Source organism: Devosia sp. FKR38, from assembly GCF_005222805.1.
Lineage (GTDB): Bacteria > Pseudomonadota > Alphaproteobacteria > Rhizobiales > Devosiaceae > Devosia.
In genome coordinates this window covers 841,712-857,402 of the sequence record NZ_STGC01000002.1, presented here as the reverse complement: position 1 = coordinate 857,402, position 15,691 = coordinate 841,712, and the positions used below count along the sequence as shown (strand labels likewise).

Below are 15,691 nucleotides of genomic sequence, written 5' to 3'. Positions count from 1 at the left end.
AGGCTGGCTTAGCTGACCTTGGCCAGCGCCTGCTCGACATCGGCGATGATGTCATCGATATGCTCGATGCCCACCGAGATGCGCACCAGATCTTCCGAGACACCGGCCTTGGCCAGTTCCTCGGGCGCGAGCTGACGATGGGTGGTCGAGGCAGGATGGCAGGCCAGCGACTTGGCGTCGCCGATATTGACCAGCCGCAGGATCATGTTGAGCGCGTCGATGAACTGGCCGCCAGCGACAGCGCCACCCTTGATGCCGAAGCTGACGATGCCCGAAGCCTGGCCCTTGGTGATCTTGTTGGCCGTGGCATTGTACTTGCTGTCCGGCAGGGCCGCGTAGTTGACCCAGCTCACCTTGGGATGCGCCTTGAGGAAATTGGCCAGCGCCAGGGCGTTTTCGCAATGACGCTCCATGCGCAGGCCCAGGGTTTCAAGGCCCATCAGGAACAGGAAGGCGCTGTGCGGCGAGAGGGCCGCGCCGGTATTGCGCAGCGGCACCACGCGGCAGCGGCCGATATAGGCCGCCGGGCCCAGCGCCGCCGTATAGACCACGCCATGGTAGGACGGATCGGGTTCGTTGAGGATCTTGAAGCGATCCTTGTTCTTGACCCAATCGAACTTGCCACTGTCGACGATGATGCCGCCGATCGAATTGCCGTGCCCGCCGATATATTTGGTCAGGGCATGCACGACGATGTCGGCACCGAATTCGATGGGCTTGCAGAGATAGGGCGTCGCCACGGTGTTGTCGACGATCAGCGGCACGCCATGCTTGTGCGCGATTTCGGCCAGGCGCTGGATATCGACCACATTGCCGGCCGGATTGCCGATCGATTCGCAGAACACCGCCTTGGTGTTTTCATCGATCAGCGCCTCGAGGCCGGCGAAATCGCCCTGATCAGCAAGGCGCACTTCAATGCCCTGGCGCGGGAAGCTGTGCACGAACAAATTATAGGTGCCGCCATAGAGCTGGCTCACCGAAACGATATTGTCGCCAACCCCGGCAATGGCCTGGATGGCATAGGTGATGGCGGCCATGCCCGAGGCGACGCAGAGCCCGGCAATGCCACCCTCCATCTCGGCAACGCGCTGTTCCAGCACGGCCGTGGTCGGGTTCATGATGCGGGTATAGATATTGCCCGGCACGGCCAGGTTGAACAGATCCGCGCCATGCTGGGTGTCGTCGAACGTATAGGACGTGGTCTGGTAGATCGGCACTGCGGCCGATTTGGTGGTGGCCTCGGCGGTATAGCCGTGGTGCAGCGCAATCGATTCAAGCTTCATCGGTATCCCCTCTCGCTTTGGGCGGATCTTGTGTCCGCGCCACCGATAGCATTGCCCAGCCGGCTTGGGCAGCCACCTCTTGGCCTTTCCAGACCTTTGGGACGGTGCGGCGCAACCGGGAAAAAGCTGCGCCGCTGCAAGCGATTAGTTCATCAGGTCAAAGGCATCGCCCCAGGTGTCGGCCACTGAATAGCCCAGCTGATAGGGGTCGGACGGGTCCACCCCGATCTGGTGGATGCCGTGGATCCAGCCGCGCCCCGAGATGATCGGCTGCACCGCCGGACGTCCCGCCACGGTGGTGTCGCTGGCATAGGTGACCTCAAAGGTCGAATCGATGATCGAGCGCGCGGTGAAGCGGTCGCCGGGCTTGGCGAGGCCACGCGCGGCCGCCACGGCCAGCCGCGCCGAATTGCCGGTGCCGCAGGGCGAGCGATCAATGCGGCCGGGCGGCATGATGGTGGCGCCCTTGAGCTCGCCAGCCGCGTTGAAGCTGTTGAACATGGTGTAGGAAATGCCCTTGATGACGTCGATCTCGGGATGGGCGATGTCGAGCTGGGCGTTGACGGCGCGGTGGATGGCGCTGCCGGCCTCGACCAGCTTCTTGGCCTGATCGGGGCGGATTTCGAGGCCGAGCTGGGCCGGGTCAATCAGGGCATAGAAGATGCCGCCATAGGCAATGTCGAGCTTGACCTTGCCATAGCCCTCGACCTCGACCACCGCATCGAGCAGGTGCGCATAGGACGGGTTCATGGTCAGCTCGACGCGTTCGCACTTGCCATTGCGGCAGGTGGCGCGGGCCGTGACGAGACCCGAGGCGGTCTCGATGCGCACGATGGTTTCGGGCTCGACCATGGGCAGCATGCCGGTTTCGAGCAGCACTGTGGTGAGGCAAATGGAGTTCGAGCCGCTCATGGCATGGGCCTTGTCACCCTGGAGGATGATAAAGCCGATATCGGCATCCGGCCTTGTGGGCGGAAAGATCAGGCACGTGCTCATCTGCGCCGAGGCGCGCGGCTCGAACACCAGGAAGCGGCGCAGGCTGTCGTCCACCTCGTTGAGATGCTTGATCTTGTCGGCAATGGTTGCCCCCGGCACGGTGATGACGCCGCCGGTGACGATACGGCCCACTTCGCCCTCGGCATGGGCTTCCACCAGCGTGACCGTCTTGGACCAGTTCATTGAGGGCATTCCTTGTCGACTATAGAGATTGCAGCAGCGGCCGCGCGCGGCGGTTCTAGCCTTCGCGCAGCCACACCACCATGCCACCGGGCTCCCGATTGGCCCAGAGGTGATAGGGGATGGCGGTGAGCGTGGCCGGCCGGGTCTGCGGCCGGCTGGTGCGGTAGAGCTGGCCGCCCCAATCACCGGTCTCGGCCGCCTGCGCCGGTGCGCTGAGGCGCACCGCGCCACCCAAAAGATCGGGATCAAAGCGCGCCGTGATCGGCGCGTCCGCGCCCAGCGTCAGGCTCTGCGGGGCAAAGCCGAGATCGGCCTCTTCCACGCAATAGACCACCGGCCCGCGCTTGAGCGCCACGCGGCCGGCATCTTCGCTCACCGCCGGATGCGCATAGAGTCGCTCCACCGGCATATCGAGCGCGATGCGCACCACATCGCCCGCCTGCCATGTCCGCGCGATGCCGAGATAGCCCTTTTGGGCAGCAGCGACATCAAGGCTTTCGCCATTGACCGAGACCTTGGCCGCGCGGCACCAGCCGGGAATGCGCAGGCGCAGCGTGAACTCCACCGGCGACGCCGGATCCAAGCTCAGCGCAATATCACCATCCCAGGGATAGGCCGTCTCTTGCGCCACCCGCACGCTCTGTCCGCCCAAAGCAATGGTTGTGCTGTTGGCAGCATAAAGATGCACGGCCAGCTCATCACCCTTGGTGGAATAGACATAGCTGCCCAGCGAGGCGATCAGCCGGGCAATATTGGTCGGGCAGCAGGGGCAATAATGCCATTTCCAGCGCCGGTGCTGGCCATGGCTCTCCAGCACATTCTCGTAGAAATAATGTTCGCCATCGCGGGCAATGCCCGAGAGCGCGCCGTTGAAAATGGCCAGCTCCACATGGTCGGTGAAACGGGCGTCCAGCGTGATCTGCGCCATGCGATGGCCCCAGAAGGCCAGCGCCACCGCCGCACAGGTTTCGGCATAGGCGGTTTCATTGGGCAGATCATAGGGCCGGGTAAAGCCCTCGTTGACCCCCGACGGCCCCAGCCCGCCGGTGACATAGAGCTGGCGCCCGGTGAGATTGTCGAACAGCCGGTCACAGGCCGCCAGGAGCGTCAGATCGCTGGTTTCCACCGCGAGGTCAGCCATGGCCGAGAACAGATACATGGCGCGCACCGCATGGCCCACCACCTCGGTCTGCTCGCGCACCGGCATATGCGCCTGGCTATAGGAATAGTCCTTATAGACATAATCCTTGGGGTCATCGCCGCGCTGGCGCGCCTCGGTGTCGTAGTAGGACGGCATCTGCCCGCGCTCATCGACGAAATACTGCGCCAGTGCCAGATGCCGGGGATCATGGGTGACGCGATAGAGCTTGACCAGCGCCAGCTCGATTTCCTCATGCGCATCATAGCCGCGCAGCTTGCCCGGTTCGCGCCCGAAGGTGGCATCGATATGCTCGACAGCGCGGATCATCACATCAAGGAACCGTCGCTTGCCGGTCGCCTCGAAATAGGCCACAGCGCCCTCCAGCAGGTGCCCCATGGAATACATTTCATGCAGGTCGCGCAGATTGGTCCAGCGCTTGTCCGGCTCGCGCCGGATGAACCAGGAATTGAGATAGCCATCATCCATCTGCCCCTGGGCGAGCTTGTCGACAATGGCGTCGATCTTGTCTTCCAGCGCCGGATTGGGATGGGCCTTGAGCGTATAGCTGGCCGCCTCGATCCACTTGCCGAAATCGCTGTCAAAGAAATGCTGCATCGAGAGGCCCGAAGGCTGGATCGGGCGCGCCAGCGGCGCCGGCGGCTGGTCAAAATTGAGCACTTCGAGAAAGCGCTCCTCGTCGAGCCGCTGGTGCTGGCTGGGCACGGTGACCTCGCGCACGGTGCGGCTCCAGCTCTCCCAGAAGCCACCGGCGAAATCGACGCTGGCATGGTCCACTGGAACAAAGCGCGCAATACGGGTTCTGTTGGCTTGATCGGTCATCGGACACCTTTCGGGCGGCTTGGGCGGCGCTCAGCCGGCAGGAAACACGGGCGCGGTGGCGCTGTCGAGCCAACTCTGGGCGCGCGGCGTGAGCCGTCCGCTCAGCGCTGCCCGCACCTGGGCATGATAGTGATCGAGGAAGCGCAGTTCGGCCCTGGTCAGCTCATCACGATTGACCATGCCGAGATCGATAGGGACCAGCGTCAGCGTCTCAAAGCGCAGGAAACCCGGGGCAGCGGCAACCACCTCGACCTGGTTTTCGACCCTGAGGCCAAAGCCGTCCTCGCGATAATAGCCCGGCTCGATGGTCATCACATTGCCTGGGGCAAAGGGATGCGCATTGACCACCTTGCCGAAGCGGTGCGGATGCTCATGCACCGACAGAAAATGCCCCACGCCATGGCCGGTGCCATGATCATAATCGAGCCCCAGATCCCACAGCGGCCGCCGCGCCAAGGCATCGAGATGATGGCCGCAGGTACCCAGCGGAAACTGCGCCGTCATCAGCGCGATGAAGCCGCTGAGCACCGCCGTATAGGTCTGGCGCACTGCCGCGTCGGGCGTGCCCAGCATCACCGTGCGCGTTACATCGGTGGTGCCACCGAAATATTGCCCGCCTGAATCGATGAGATAGGGCAGCTCGGCCGTGATCGGCGCATTGCTGGCCGGCTTGGCATTATAGTGGCACATGGCCGCATTGCTGCCCGCCGCCGAGATGGGGGCAAAGCTCTCGTCGACAAAGCCGGGCTGTTCGGCGCGAAAGGCCCGCAGCCGCGTCTGCGCCTCGATTTCAGTGATCGGATTGCCCGCAGCGAGCCGCTCGGGCGCCGTCTCGGCCAGCCAGGCCAGGAACTCGACCATGGCCACGCCATCGGCGACATGGGCCTGGCGGAAGCCGTCGAGCTCGACCGGGTTCTTGACCGCCTTGGCCAGGGTAATGGGGCTGAAGCCGAACTGCGCTGTGCCGCCTGCCGCCTCCACCGCATGGCGCACGGCGACGGGCGCAAAGGCGGGATCAATGGCCACCACCGCCCGGGGCGCCCGTGCGCTCAGCCGCGCCAGCAGGTCATCAGGCCCGGCCAGCACCAGCCCCTCGGCATCGAGCCCACTCCGGTCATTGGGCAGCTTGCGCGCATCGATAAACCACTCAACGCTCCCCTGGGCATCGAGCAGCAGCGTGGAATGCGCCACCGGCAGCATGGGCACATCGCCGCCGCGGATATTGAGCAGCCAGGCCACATTGTCCGGCTGGGTTTCGACCAGCAGATCAGCGCCCATATCGCGCAGCATCGCGGCAATGCGCCGGCGCTTGGCGGGGCTGTCTTCCCCGGCATGATTGAGCGGAAACAGCGTTACCGGCGCCAGCGGCGGCGCCGGCTGGTCCGGCCAGATGGCGTCGACCGCATCTTCGACAAGGGGCACCAGCGTGCCGCCCGCAGCCGCCAGACCAGAGGCCAGCTTGGTATAAAGACTATTGGGGACCAGGCCCGTATTGACCCCGATGCGCATGCCCGCCGTGGCATTGTCGGCCAGCCACTGCTCGATGGGCGCCTCGAAGAAATGAGCAATCTCGAACTGCTCGGTATTGACCTCCTGGCGCACCTGGATCTGGTAGCGACCATCGACAAAGATCACCGCATCGTCCTGCGTCACCAGCGCAATGCCGGCCGAGCCGGTAAAGCCGGTGACATAGGCCAGGCGGGCATCGTGATCGGCCACCACCTCGCCCTGATAGGCGTCAAAGCGCGGAATCACCACGCCATCGAGCTGCCTCTGACGCAGTTGCGCGCGCAGCGCGGCCACGCGCTCATCCCGGGCAATTGGTGCGGAAAGATGGGTCATGCGGGGCGCGGGCCTCATGGTTGGCGCAGCTATTGTCGACAAAGTGAATACTCTATAGGATCGGTGCTGTCAGCGAAAAAAGCGCCCACACCGCAGGGCGCAATTGGGCGGACAAACTTGACTTCGCCCCGGGCCTGTCGGAGGCAGGAGGAACAGATGCTTCTGCCCGGACCGCACCCATGGTAGCCAAAGACGCCCAGCCTATCCGCCGCAAGACTTCCAAGCCCCTTCCCGATGGCACGACAGCCGCGCCGCGCGTGCGCGGGTCCGGCGCCAAAACGGTCTATGACCAGCTGCGCCAGTCGATCCTGGACCTTTCCCTCTCCCCGGGCAGCCCGCTCGACGAGGTGACCCTGTCCGAGCAGTTCCAGATGTCGCGCACCCCCATTCGCGAGGCGCTGGTGCGCCTGAGCGCCGAGGGCCTGGTGCGCACTCTGCCCAATCGCAACACGATTGTCTCATCGATCGATTTCGTACAATTGCCGGTCTATTTCGAGGCACTGCGCCTGATGTATCGCGTCACCACGCGGGCCGCGGCCGTCAACCGCACCGAAGAGCATCTGGTGGTCATCCGCGGCTATGAGGCCGCCTATGCCGACGCCGTGCGCCGTCGCGACGCCCTGGGCATGATCCAGTCCAACCGCGATTTCCACGTCGCTATCGCCCAGGCCGGCGGCAATCCCTATTTCATCGGGCTCTTCGAACGGCTGCTTGATGAAGGTCGCCGCATTTTGCGCATCTATTACCAGAGCTTCGACGACCGGCTGCCGCTGCAATATGTCGACGAGCACAGCATCATGGTCCGCGCCATCGAGGCCCAGGACGCAGTGGCCTGCGACCGCCTAGCTGGCGAGCACGCCGACCAGATCATCCGGCAGATCCAGGCCTATATGGCGCGCGACACCGTTTCCCACATCACCTTGACATAACAGGCACACCAACATGGCACGGATCGCGGTCATCGGAGCAGGCATCGTCGGAGCTGCCGCGGCAACGCGGCTGATCGGTGATGGCCATGCGGTGACCGTCTATGAGCCCGATCCGGCGGGCCTGCCCACCTCCTCGGGCAATGCGGGCCTATTGGCCTTTCCCGAGATCGCGCCCATTGCCAGCCCCGATATGCTGACCGCCGTGCCGCGCTGGCTGCTCGATCCGCTGGGACCGCTGACCCTGCGCTGGATGGATGTGCCGGCGCTGATGCCGTGGCTGCTGGCCTTTCTCGGCTCGGCCACGCCCGCCAAGGTGGCCCGCACGCGCCAGGCCCTGACCATGCTGATGCGCACCGCGCTGACCGACCATGAGGATCTGGCCGCCATTGCCGGCATCACCGGCCATCTGCGCCAGACCGGCTATATTTCTGTCCATGACAGCGAGGCCAGCATCAAATCGGCGCTGCACGAGGCCCAAAGCGTCGAGCAGGCGCTGGGCTATCCCTTTGAACGCCTGAGCACCGAGGCAGCGCGGGCCATGGTGCCGCAGCTCGAGGGTCAATTTGCCGGCGCCGTGCACCAGCCCATCTATTGGATGGTCAGCAATCCGCTGACCGTGCTGCGGCAATACCAGGCCTTTGTGCGCACACGGGCGGAGATGGTGACGGACGCAGTCACCGCCATCGACCGCGGCAGCGACGGGCTGACGGTGGTTGCCGGCGGTACGCCCAAGGCGCGTTTTGACCGCGTCGTGGTGGCCGCGGGCGTCTGGTCGCGCACGCTGGTGCGCCAGATGGGCACGCGGGTGCTGCTGGAAAACGAACGCGGCTACAACACCACCTTCACCGACCTGGGCTGGAACCTGTCCATGCCGGTGGGCTTTGCCGACCATGGCTTTATCGCCTCGCCGCTGGTCGACGGGCTGCGCGTGGGCGGCGCGGTGGAGCTGGCGCGTCCCCAGACCAGCCCCAACTACAATCGCGCCAAGGCCATGCGCGCCAAGATGCGGCGCTATGTGCCATCCCTGCCTGAAGGCGGCACGCAATGGATGGGCCGGCGCCCCTCGACCCCCGATTCCCTGCCGGTGATCAGCCGCGATCCCCACGACCCCCGCGTCGTCTATGCCTTTGGCCATGGCCATCTCGGCCTGACGCTGAGCGCCGTGACGGCGCGGCTGGTCGCCGAGCTGGTCAAGCCCGAGGCGCACGACGCCGCCCTAGCGCCCCTCTCGATCAACCGCTTCCAATAGAGAATGGCCGGCGCCAAGGGCGCCTGTCACCGTCCCCTACCACACCCCGCATCGGGCGAAACCGCGCCGGGCGTCGGCGGCGCCTGGGCCGTCACACGCCCGACATCGGCACAGCCGTAATGTATTTAGTTTGTCGACAAATCCGTTGACTCGCTTCTCCGCATCTGGTGTCTTGCTGGCGCGGGGCAGCGCCAACCTGCTCGGCCCGAAGATTTTTCAGCGCTCGGAGGGAGCTCATCCAAATGTCCGGTATCACTCGACTGGCCCTGGCAGGCCTTATGGCAACGACCAGCGTTCTTGGTTTGACGACGTTTGCAGGCGCGCAGGACGGCACGCCCGGCGGCACCCTGCGCATCCTGGGCACGGCCGATATCGACCACTTTGACCCCACCTCGGGCGCCCTGGTGACCACCAATAATTTCCTGCGTGCGGTCAGCCGCCAGCTGATCAGCTACCAGGCCTCCACCGACGAGAATGTGCGCATCACCCCAGAGGGCGATCTGGCCGTCGAGGTGCCGCAGCCGACCAATGACGGGCTGACCTACACCTTCAAGCTGCGCCAGGGCGCCATGTGGAATGCCCCCTCGGGCCCGCGCCAGATCACCTCGGCCGATTTCGAGCTGGGCATCAAGCGCCTGTGCAACCCCGCGCTCGGCTCCGCCGCGCTCACCTATTATCAGGACCTGATCGTCGGCCTCGCCGATTTCTGTGCCGGCTTCTCCAAGGTCGAGCCGACCGTGGAAGCCATGAAGGCCTATATCGAGGCCAATGACGTCACCGGCATCGAGACCCCTGATGACGAAACCATCGTCATCAACCTCACCCAGAAGGCTGGCGACTTCATCTATATGCTCAGCCTCCCCACCGCCGCCCCGGCTCCGGTGGAAGTGCTCGACTATATGCCCGATGGTCCGGACTACCGCGCCAATTTCATCGCCAGCGGCCCCTATACGCCGGGCACCTATGTCCCCGACAGCCAGCTGCAGCTGGTCCGCAACCCGGCTTGGAGCGCCGAGAGCGATCCGCTGCGCAAGGCCTATGTCGATCAGATCGACATCACCTTCGGCGTCCAGCCCGATGCCGCCCTGCAGCAGTTGCAGTCCGGCGACGGCGACATGACCTATGACATCACCATTCCCCCGGCCATCCTGCAGCTGCTGACGGCCACGGGCGATGACAAGCTGATGACCGTGTCATCGGGCAACACCGCCTTCCTGTTCATCAACACAGTGTCGGACAACAACAATGGCGCGCTCAAGGATGTCCGCATCCGCCAGGCGCTGAACTATGCCATCGACAAGACCGCCATCGTGCAGCAGCAGGGCGGCCCCACAGTCGGCCAGCCGGTGCATGGCATCTTCGGGCCCGGCGTGCTGGGCTATCACGAGTTCAACCTCTATCCCTCGCCCGAGGACAAGGGTGATCCGGAAAAGGCCAAGGCCCTGCTCGCCGAGGCGGGCTATCCCGATGGCATCACGCTCAAGATGCCCTTCCGCAACCAGAACAATGAGCCCGCCATCGCCCAGACCATCCAGGCGAGCCTGGCCAAGGCCGGCATCACCATCGAGCTGACCCCGGTTGCCCCGGCGGACTACTACTCCAAGTTCATGACCAACCCGGTCAACACCAAGGACGGCACCTGGGACATTGCCCCCGTGGGCTGGACGCCCGACTGGGCCGGTGGTTCGGCGCGCTCGGTGTTCCAGCCGCAGTTCACCTTCAACGGCACGCACCAGACCTATAACTACACCGACTACAATAATCCCGAAGCTACGGCGCTCGGCCTTGAGGCCGTCAACGCCACCACGCCCGAGGAAGTCGCCGCGCTCTGGAGCAAGGTCGACGAACTGGTGATGGCCGATGCCCCCGTCGTGCCCTACCTGGCCAACAAGGTGCTGCTCTACCGCGGCCCGGCCGTGCAGAACTTCCAGCCCTATGCGCTGGGCGTCCAGGGCGACTGGACCAACGTCTGGCTGCAGCGCTAGGCTCATTGCATCCCATGGCTCGGGCACCCGCCCGGGCCATTTTGTTTTCCCTGTTACGGAGCGGCTCATGCCAGTGCTGGAGGCCCGCGCGCTTACCGTCTCGATCCCCACCGAGGACGGCATTATCCATGCCGTGCAGAATGTCTCCTTCGCCATCGAGGCGGGGGAAGTGTTTGGGGTCGCCGGTGAATCCGGCTCCGGCAAGAGCGTGATGATGCAGGCCATTCTGGGCCTGCTGCCCAATGCCGAAATCTCGGGCGAAGTGCTGTTCGAGGGTCAGGACCTGCTCAAGCTGCCGCCCCGCACCCTGCGCCAGATGCGCGGTGCCCGCATCGGCATGATCTTTCAGGATCCGCTCTCCAGCCTGCACCCCTATTACACCATCGGCAGCCAGATCACCGAAGCCATTGCGGTGCACGAAAAGGTCAGCCCCGCCGCCGCACGCAGCCGCGCCATCGAAATGCTGGCCAAGGTGGGCATCGCCAATGCCAGCGAACGCTTCGACAGCTTTCCCCATCAGTTCTCCGGCGGCATGCGCCAGCGCGTGATGATCGCCATGGCGCTGATCCTCAATCCCGCGCTGATCATCGCCGACGAACCCACCACCGCGCTCGACGTCACCGTCCAGGCCCAGATCGTGGATCTGCTCGGCAAAATGCGGGACGAATTCGGGACAACCGTGGTCATGATCACCCATGACCTGGGCCTTCTCGCCTCCATCGCGGACCGCATCATGGTCATGTATGCCGGCAATCGCATGGAATATGGCCCAGCCGCCCCCATATTTGCTGCCCCGGCCCACCCCTATACCGCTGGCCTCCTGCGCTCCTCGCCGGCCCACTACGCTGCCGGCGCCGAGGTCATCGCCATCCCCGGCCGGCCGCCCAGCCTGCTGCACAAGCCCGCCGGCTGCGTCTTTGCTCCACGCTGCGCCAATGCCTTGGCCAGCTGCCAGACCGAACATCCGCCGATTCGCCGCTTCAGCGACGGGGTGCAGACCCTGTGCTGGCTCGAGGCTGGTCCCGCTGCCCCGGCCGTCCGGCAGATCGACGACACTGGCCGCGGCAGCCACGAAACCGCGCCGGTCGTGCTCGATGTCCGCGACGTCGAACTGAGCTTCCCCACCGGCGGACTCTTCGGTCGCGCCGGGAAGTTCCAGGTGCTCAAGGACATCAACCTGTCGGTGCGGCGCGGGGAAACCCTTGGCCTGGTGGGCGAAAGCGGCTGCGGCAAGTCCACGCTGGCCCGCGTGATTGCCGGCCTGATTGCCCCCAGCAGCGGCACGGTGCTGCTCGATGGCATCGAAATGTCGAGCCTGGATCCCGCCGGCTGGCGCGAGACGCGGAAGCATGTGCAACTGGTGTTCCAGGACCCTTTCGGCTCGCTCAACCCGCGCCGCCGCGTCGGCGCCATCATCGGCGACCCCTTCCGCATCCATGGCGTAGCGGCAGGCGCCGAGCGCAAACGGCGCGTGCAGGAGCTCATGGAGCTGGTCGGCCTCAACCCCGAGCACTACAACCGCTTTCCGTCCGAATTCTCCGGCGGCCAGCGCCAGCGCATCGGCATCGCCCGCGCCCTGGCGCTCAACCCGGGCCTGATCATTTTCGACGAGCCGGTCTCCGCGCTCGACGTCTCCATCCAGGCGCAGATCCTCAACCTGATGCGCGACCTGCAGCAGCGGCTGGGCCTGACCTACCTCTTCATCTCGCACGACCTGGCCGTGGTGCGGCAGGTCTGCGACCGCATCGCCGTGATGGACAAGGGACAGATCGTCGAGCTCGCAGCGGCCGAGGATATCTATACCCGGCCGCAGCACGCCTATACCCGTACGCTGCTGGCGGCCTCGGTGGTGCCGCCCAAGCCGCAGGACTCCAGCGACCGCCAACTGGTCGAGACAACCCAATGGGTGGCCGCATGACCACAGCTCCCCTGCCCGGCAACGCCCCCATCGTCGTCCAGCGCGGCGCCCTGGCGCTGACCCTGCGCCGCCTGCTGCGCGACCAGGCCAGCATGGCGGCAGTTCTCTTCATCGTGCTGCTGGTGGTTTTTGCCGCCGCCGCGCCCCTGGTCGAAACCTGGGCCGGCCATTCGCCCATCGAACAGTTCCGGGAGACCGGACTTTCCGCCATGGGCCTGCCCGTGGCGCCCAATGGCGAATTCCTGCTCGGCACCGACCAGCTTGGCCGCGACGTGCTGGTGCGCCTGGCCTATGGCGCGCGGGTCTCGCTGCTGGTGGGCGTGGTGGCCTCGCTGGCCGCCGCCCTGATCGGCATCACCATCGGCGTCATCGCCGGCTTCTTCGGCGGCTGGATCGACACCGTTTTGAGCCGCACCATGGATCTGGTGATGAGCGTGCCCTTCCTGCTCTGCGCCCTGGCGCTGGTCTCGGTGTTCGGACCCAGCCTGGCGCTGAGCATCGGCGTCATCGTGTTTTTCAGCTGGACCACCATGGGCCGCGTCATTCGCGGGCAGGTCATCTCGCTGCGCGAACGCGACTTCGTCCAGGCCAGCCGCTCGCTGGGGGCCGGGCCGCTCTCGATCATGCTGATCGACATCCTGCCCAATCTGAGCGTCCCCATCATTGTCTACACCACCATGATGATCCCCAGCTCGATCGTGTTTGAGGCGACACTGTCCTTCCTTGGTCTGGGCATTGTGCCGCCAGCGCCCAGCTGGGGCGGCATGCTGGCCGATGCCGCCGCCAATTCGATCTATCTGGTCGCCTGGTGGCTGGTGATCGTGCCGGGCACGGTGCTGCTGCTGACCACGCTGTCGTTCAACATCCTGGGCGATGGCCTGCGCGATGCCCTCGACCCCAAGGCGCGCCCGGTCCGCCCGCGCCGCAAGCGAGCCAAGCCATGATCCGATTTCTTGCCGGGCGCCTCGCCTTTGCTGCCCTGATCCTGTTCGCACTGAGCACCTTCGTCTTCGTGCTGTTCTTCATCGCCCCAGGCGATCCGGCGCGGCTGGTGGCGGGCGACAAGGCCACAGAAACCCAGCTCATCCAGATCCGCGCCAATCTCGGCCTCGATCGCCCCATCCACGAACAATATCTGGCCTTTCTCGGCCGCGCCGCCCAGGGCGACCTCGGCTATTCCTACCGCAACCAGCAGCCGGTGCTGACACTGATTGCCAACCGCCTGCCGGCCACCATTTCCCTGGTCATTGGCGGCGTCATCCTCTGGCTGAGCGTCGGCATTCCCATCGGCATCATGTCGGCCCGCAACGCCGGTGGCTGGCGCGATCGGCTGGGCCAGGGCTTCATCCTGGTCGGCCTGAGCTTTCCCACCTTCGTGCTCGGCATGGTCTCGCTCTATGTGTTCTATTTCCTGCCCCGCCAGGCCGGCTTCACCCTGTTTCCCGCCGGTGGCTTCAAGCCCTTCTGGCCCAATCCGGCCATCTGGGCCTGGCACATGGCCCTGCCCTGGGCGACCGTGGCGCTGACGACAGCCGCTGTCTATGCGCGCCTCACGCGCGGCCAGATGCTCGAGGTGATGAGCGAGGACTATATCCGCACCGCCCGCGCCAAGGGCGTGCCCGAACACAAGGTGGTCTATAAGCACGGTCTGCGCGCGACACTCACCCCATTGGTGACCCAGCTGGGCGCCGACATCGCGTTCCTGCTCGGCGGCGCCATCGTCATCGAGCAGGTCTATGGCCTGCAGGGCGTCGGCGCCCTGGCCATTCAGGCGGTCAACAACCAGGATCGACCGGTGATCATTGGCGTCGTATTGCTGGGCGGATTTTTCATCGTGATCTCCAACATCATCGTGGACATCATCTATTCCCTGCTCGACCCCCGCGTGCGCTAGACCCGTCCACAGTCTCGCCGCGCGGCAGGACGCGCCAAGCCCTTGTTTCGTCAGTGTTTCGGAGCCCATCGTGATCGTTTCCACCTACACCATCCCCGGCATGCACATCACCGACCGGCTGATTGATGTGCCGCTCGACTGGTTCGGCGGGCGCGACGGCCCGACCATCAAGCTCTTCGCCCGCGAGGTGGTCGACCCGGTCAAGAAGGACGCAGACCTGCCCTTGCTGGTGTTTCTCCAGGGTGGCCCCGGCGGCAAATCCCCCCGTCCCACCGGCGGTGGTCCCGGCTGGCTGGCCGAGGCGATCAAGACGCACCGCGTCATCCTGCCCGACCAGCGCGGCACCGGTCGCAGCACGCCTATCAACGCCGCGACGCTGGCCGGCATGGATGGCACCACGGCCGGCGACTATCTCAGCCATTTCCGCGCCGATTCCATCGTGGCCGATTTCGAACACCTGCGCCAAACCGTCTATGGCGGCAAACGCTGGGAAAGCCTGGGCCAGAGCTATGGCGGCTTCCTGACGCTGACCTATCTCAGCACGGCGCCCGAGGCCCTGGCCGCCTGCTATGTCACCGGCGGGCTTGCCGGGCTCAACCCCTCGGCCGACGAAGTCTATCGCCGCACCTATCCCCGCGTCGCCGCCAAGACCGCCCGCTACTACAAGCGCTATCCCGACGATGTCGCCACCATTGGCGCCATTGCCGATTTCATCGACGCCCATGATGTGCGTCTGCCCGATGGCGACCGGCTGAGCGTGAAACGCCTGCAAACCATCGGCATCGACTTCGGCATGGCGCCGGGCTTTGAGAACATCCACTGGCTGATCGACGAGGCCTTTGCCACCCCCGAGCGCGACCGGCTGAGCGACCATTTCCTGTTCAGTGTGATGACCGCCACCAGCTATGACACCGGCCCGCTGTTCATGGTGCTGCAGGAGAGCATCTATGGCCAGGGCGACGGCGCCACCAATTGGGCGGCCCAGCGCGCCTATGACAGTCGCCCCGAGTTTGCCACCAGTCAGCGGCCGCTGCTGTTCACCGGGGAAATGATGTTCCCCTGGATGCTGGACGACATCCGCTCGCTGCGCCCCTTCAAGGCCGGGGCCGAGGCGCTGGCGCAACGCCCGCACTATTCGCGGCTCTATGATCCGGCGCGCCTCGCCGCCAACGACGTGCCGGTGGCCGCCGTGATCTATCACGACGACATGTATGTCGATGCCGGCCTGTCGCTGGAGACGGCCGCAGCTGTGGGCAATCTCGAGCACTGGATCACCAATGAATATGAGCATGATGGCCTGCGCCAGAGCGCCACGGTATTCCGCACGCTGGTCGACAAGGTGGCGCAGCGCGGCGGCCCGGTCCGCGGCTAGGACACAGGGGACGTCTGCTCACCTTGGCGTGCGCGGGCACGGCGGAGATTGCAAGCCGA

11 protein-coding genes are annotated in these 15,691 nt (G+C 65.2%); 7 read left to right on the top strand and 4 right to left on the bottom strand.

Annotated features, from left to right (window positions below; all coding sequences use genetic code 11):
- Nucleotides 1-8 precede the first annotated feature (8 nt).
- From E8M79_RS04225 to E8M79_RS04210, 4 genes are all read right to left on the bottom strand, one after another.
- Nucleotides 9-1,283 carry an aminotransferase class I/II-fold pyridoxal phosphate-dependent enzyme gene (locus tag E8M79_RS04225; protein ID WP_137150662.1) on the bottom strand — a complete coding sequence of 425 codons (1,275 nt, stop codon included), beginning with the start codon at nt 1,281-1,283 and terminating at the stop codon, nt 9-11.
- A gap of 144 nt (nt 1,284-1,427) precedes the next feature.
- Nucleotides 1,428-2,462, bottom strand: a complete 1,035-nt coding sequence (locus E8M79_RS04220) for a proline racemase family protein (protein ID WP_137150661.1) — start codon at nt 2,460-2,462, stop codon at nt 1,428-1,430.
- 55 nt (nt 2,463-2,517) lie between these two features.
- The gene (locus tag E8M79_RS04215) at nt 2,518-4,443 is read right to left on the bottom strand and encodes a beta-L-arabinofuranosidase domain-containing protein (protein WP_137150660.1); all 1,926 of its coding nucleotides are present in this window, start codon (nt 4,441-4,443) and stop codon (nt 2,518-2,520) included.
- A 30-nt stretch (nt 4,444-4,473) separates the two neighbouring features.
- Entirely contained in the window at nt 4,474-6,285 is a 1,812-nt protein-coding gene (locus E8M79_RS04210; protein ID WP_137150659.1) for an aminopeptidase P family protein, read from the bottom strand.
- 179 nt (nt 6,286-6,464) lie between these two features.
- Here E8M79_RS04210 and E8M79_RS04205 point away from each other — a divergent pair, with 179 nt between their 5' ends.
- The 7 genes from E8M79_RS04205 to E8M79_RS04175 all read left to right on the top strand — a co-directional run bounded on the left by E8M79_RS04205 (nt 6,465) and on the right by E8M79_RS04175 (nt 15,632).
- On the top strand, nt 6,465-7,214 hold the full coding sequence (locus E8M79_RS04205) for a GntR family transcriptional regulator (RefSeq protein ID WP_137150658.1): 750 nt from the start codon (nt 6,465-6,467) through the stop codon (nt 7,212-7,214).
- Nucleotides 7,215-7,227: 13 nt separating this feature from the next.
- Nucleotides 7,228-8,463: an FAD-dependent oxidoreductase gene (locus E8M79_RS04200; RefSeq protein WP_137150657.1), complete on the top strand. Its 1,236-nt coding sequence runs from the start codon at nt 7,228-7,230 to the stop codon at nt 8,461-8,463.
- Nucleotides 8,464-8,705: 242 nt separating this feature from the next.
- Nucleotides 8,706-10,448: an ABC transporter substrate-binding protein gene (locus E8M79_RS04195; protein WP_248304881.1), complete on the top strand. Its 1,743-nt coding sequence runs from the start codon at nt 8,706-8,708 to the stop codon at nt 10,446-10,448.
- A gap of 67 nt (nt 10,449-10,515) precedes the next feature.
- On the top strand, nt 10,516-12,366 hold the full coding sequence (locus E8M79_RS04190; RefSeq protein WP_137150656.1) for an ABC transporter ATP-binding protein: 1,851 nt from the start codon (nt 10,516-10,518) through the stop codon (nt 12,364-12,366).
- A complete protein-coding gene (locus E8M79_RS04185; protein WP_137150655.1) occupies nt 12,363-13,310 on the top strand; it encodes an ABC transporter permease in 948 nt (315 codons plus the stop codon). The genes E8M79_RS04190 and E8M79_RS04185 overlap by 4 nt, the downstream gene beginning before the upstream one ends.
- Nucleotides 13,307-14,260, top strand: coding sequence for an ABC transporter permease (locus E8M79_RS04180; protein ID WP_137150654.1), 954 nt, complete (start codon nt 13,307-13,309; stop codon nt 14,258-14,260). Before E8M79_RS04185 ends, E8M79_RS04180 begins: the two co-directional genes overlap by 4 nt.
- Before the next feature lie 73 nt (nt 14,261-14,333).
- Nucleotides 14,334-15,632 carry an alpha/beta fold hydrolase gene (locus tag E8M79_RS04175; protein WP_171015721.1) on the top strand — a complete coding sequence of 433 codons (1,299 nt, stop codon included), beginning with the start codon at nt 14,334-14,336 and terminating at the stop codon, nt 15,630-15,632.
- Nucleotides 15,633-15,691: the final 59 nt, after the last annotated feature.